The following is a 2,430-nucleotide window of genomic DNA, read 5'->3' as shown; positions in this document are numbered from 1 at the left end:
TAATAAAATACTACGTGAAAAGATCGCATTTTGTATAAAAATATCCCTTAAGTTGATGGGTGTGTGGTGCTACCCCAATAAGGGAATGCAGTATAGATCAGTCTACAAGCATTCCCTTGCTATAAAGATGTTAATAATTTTTTACCATGAAAACTCTCTTTTCTAAAAAAACCTTGAAAGGCATAAGCCAATCAAGGTCAGAAGTAGTGATTTGTAATATTTTGATATTTTTTGTTTTGTCTTAATTATGACTTCAAACTAAGAATATATTCAATTCTTGATTTTGCGCCAAAGCTTGATTCAATAACTTTATAATCTTTACTTTCCATTAACCGTTTGCATTTATTTATATCTTGCAATAATTGTTCTATATCTTCTTTATTAGCATCACCTTTAAATTCAATATTATTGATATAAAAATCTAATTTTTCATATATAAAATCTGGTATTTCTTTTAGTTTAAAACACTCAATTGCAACACAAATATAGTATGCAGTCTTTGTAAAATTATTATAGTTTAGCTCTCTCCAATCTTCTTCAAATACTTTTCCTGCAGATTGTGGTGCTGTAAATCCATCATCTTCTACATATTCTTCAAAACTATATACAACAGAATCTTTGATACTTTCATAATCAACACTATTATTCATAGCACAAACCTCCTTAAATCTATTCCTCTATGGAGTTACTGTATTATTTGTAAAGATATTTAACTTTATATTAGGATATTTTTCTCTAAATTCCAATATAATATTTGTACAACTTTGACAAGTATCTAACTCTGAGAAAAGATTAACTTCACCTTTAATATTTGGGTCTTTTATTTTAGAAGCTATATCCTCAAGAATCTTTGCTTCCGTATCATTATACCTCTGAAAATCATCTACTACATAATTTTTGAAGATACGCTCACTATCTGCCGGTGCATATGAAAAATCCATAACATTAGTTCCTAAACTATCCACAGAATGAATTTGGCTATGAGCACTAAATTCTTTTTTTATACCTGGTATGTTAACATCTGCTGTTGCAACATTACCTTTAGTAAGTGATTTTATTTTTCTATCTATTTTTTTCCTCTGTGTGTTAGATAAATTTATATATTCATCTGAATTTTTGAATACTGTCATTGAATCAGATAGTTTTGTTCTTACGACTCTAGACCTATCTTCTAAAACTTTTCCAATAAGGTTATCCGTACCCTTACCAAAAACCTTCTCCCCAGTCTCCTTCATAAACTGATAAGCATCTTTCAGAGAGTGTGATCCTCCGCCTCCGACTTTCCCTCCACCTGCTAGCAAAGGTTCAGGGAATAAATTAGGGATCTCAATATTTTTAATCTTCTCCCCGACATTCTTCATACTATCCGGCAACTTATTCATGAATGCTTCTACTTCTTCCGACTTACCAACTATTTTATCGCGTTTCCCTGCTGCTCGAAAGACATTTTCACCCTCTGCGATTTTTCCGGCTGTAGCTGATCCTTTCACTGCGGCGTTTACTTCACCAACGCCGAAAAGACAACTGACAATATCAAATCCCATGCCACCAAAAGCATAAGGGTCGGTCATGGCTTTTTCTACATAATCTTTCGCTGCGTTGAACATTTCTTTTTGGTCTCTTCTAAAGGTTCTAGCGAGGTTATCCAGCACGGGAATTTTGTCCGTGAATGCGGGATTATTTAAGAAAACACTAAGATAAGGAGCCGTAATTGTGATGGAGCCTACAATCCCATATTCGGCGAGTTTCTTCGTACCTTCCCATGCACCATAAATATCGTCCAGTTTCCATTGTTCTGTTTCTACGCCATGTATCGAGTTATAGCCCCACTTAAAAAGCTCTGCACCTAGGTAAACTAGATTTATTACGCCTATCGCAGCCCCACTAATAGCGGAACCTGCCTTGCCTATAAAACCTTCTAACACCAAGGCTTCATCAGAAAGTCTTTTCAGGGCAGGATAGTTCGTGCCTAACATCCCTAACCATCTTGTTCCTTTTTCTAATCCATCCCATTTCTTATCGAAACTAGCAGAAACGTCTTGAAGCCAAGCCTGCGCTGGATGATGGTTCGCCCATTCCTCTCGCTTTTTCTTCATTTTTCTTTCAGCTTGCAGTTGCGCCTCTTTTTCCGCCTTCGTGATTTGTGTATCCATTTCATGAATGCCTTTTGCCAACGCATCTTGCGCAAAGAAAGCTTGAAGTTGCGGATCAGTATAAGATAAACTGCCCATCTTTCCTGCAATTTGAACTTGTTTGTTTAGGTTATCGAGAATTTTTTCCGCATTGCTTTCTGCTTTTTTGCTTTCAAATTGCTGTACTTTTTGAATCGTATCCTCTAGTTCTTTACTGGCTACAACCAGTTTTTCATCAAACTGGCTTCTCGGCATACTCAATGAAATCAAATCGTTCACGCTGTTGTAAATATTAGAG

2 protein-coding genes are annotated in these 2,430 nt (G+C 35.5%); both read right to left on the bottom strand.

Going from position 1 to position 2,430, the window contains the following annotated elements; all coding sequences use genetic code 11:
• Nucleotides 1-245: 245 nt before the first annotated feature.
• Nucleotides 246-650 (bottom strand): hypothetical protein, encoded by a 405-nt coding sequence (locus JDS80_RS30530; protein ID WP_199640799.1) that lies wholly within the window; start codon nt 648-650, stop codon nt 246-248.
• Between the two features lie 27 nt (nt 651-677).
• Nucleotides 678-2,430, bottom strand: a 1,753-nt coding sequence (locus JDS80_RS30525) for a deaminase domain-containing protein (protein ID WP_274605859.1), incomplete at its 5' end; no start/stop codon positions are given.

Source organism: Bacillus cereus group sp. N8, from assembly GCF_016483685.1.
In the GTDB taxonomy this organism is placed as follows: Bacteria; Bacillota; Bacilli; order Bacillales; family Bacillaceae_G; genus Bacillus_A; species Bacillus_A proteolyticus.
The sequence above is the reverse complement of the archived record's forward strand: the minus strand, read 5'-3'. Positions and strand labels throughout refer to the sequence as shown.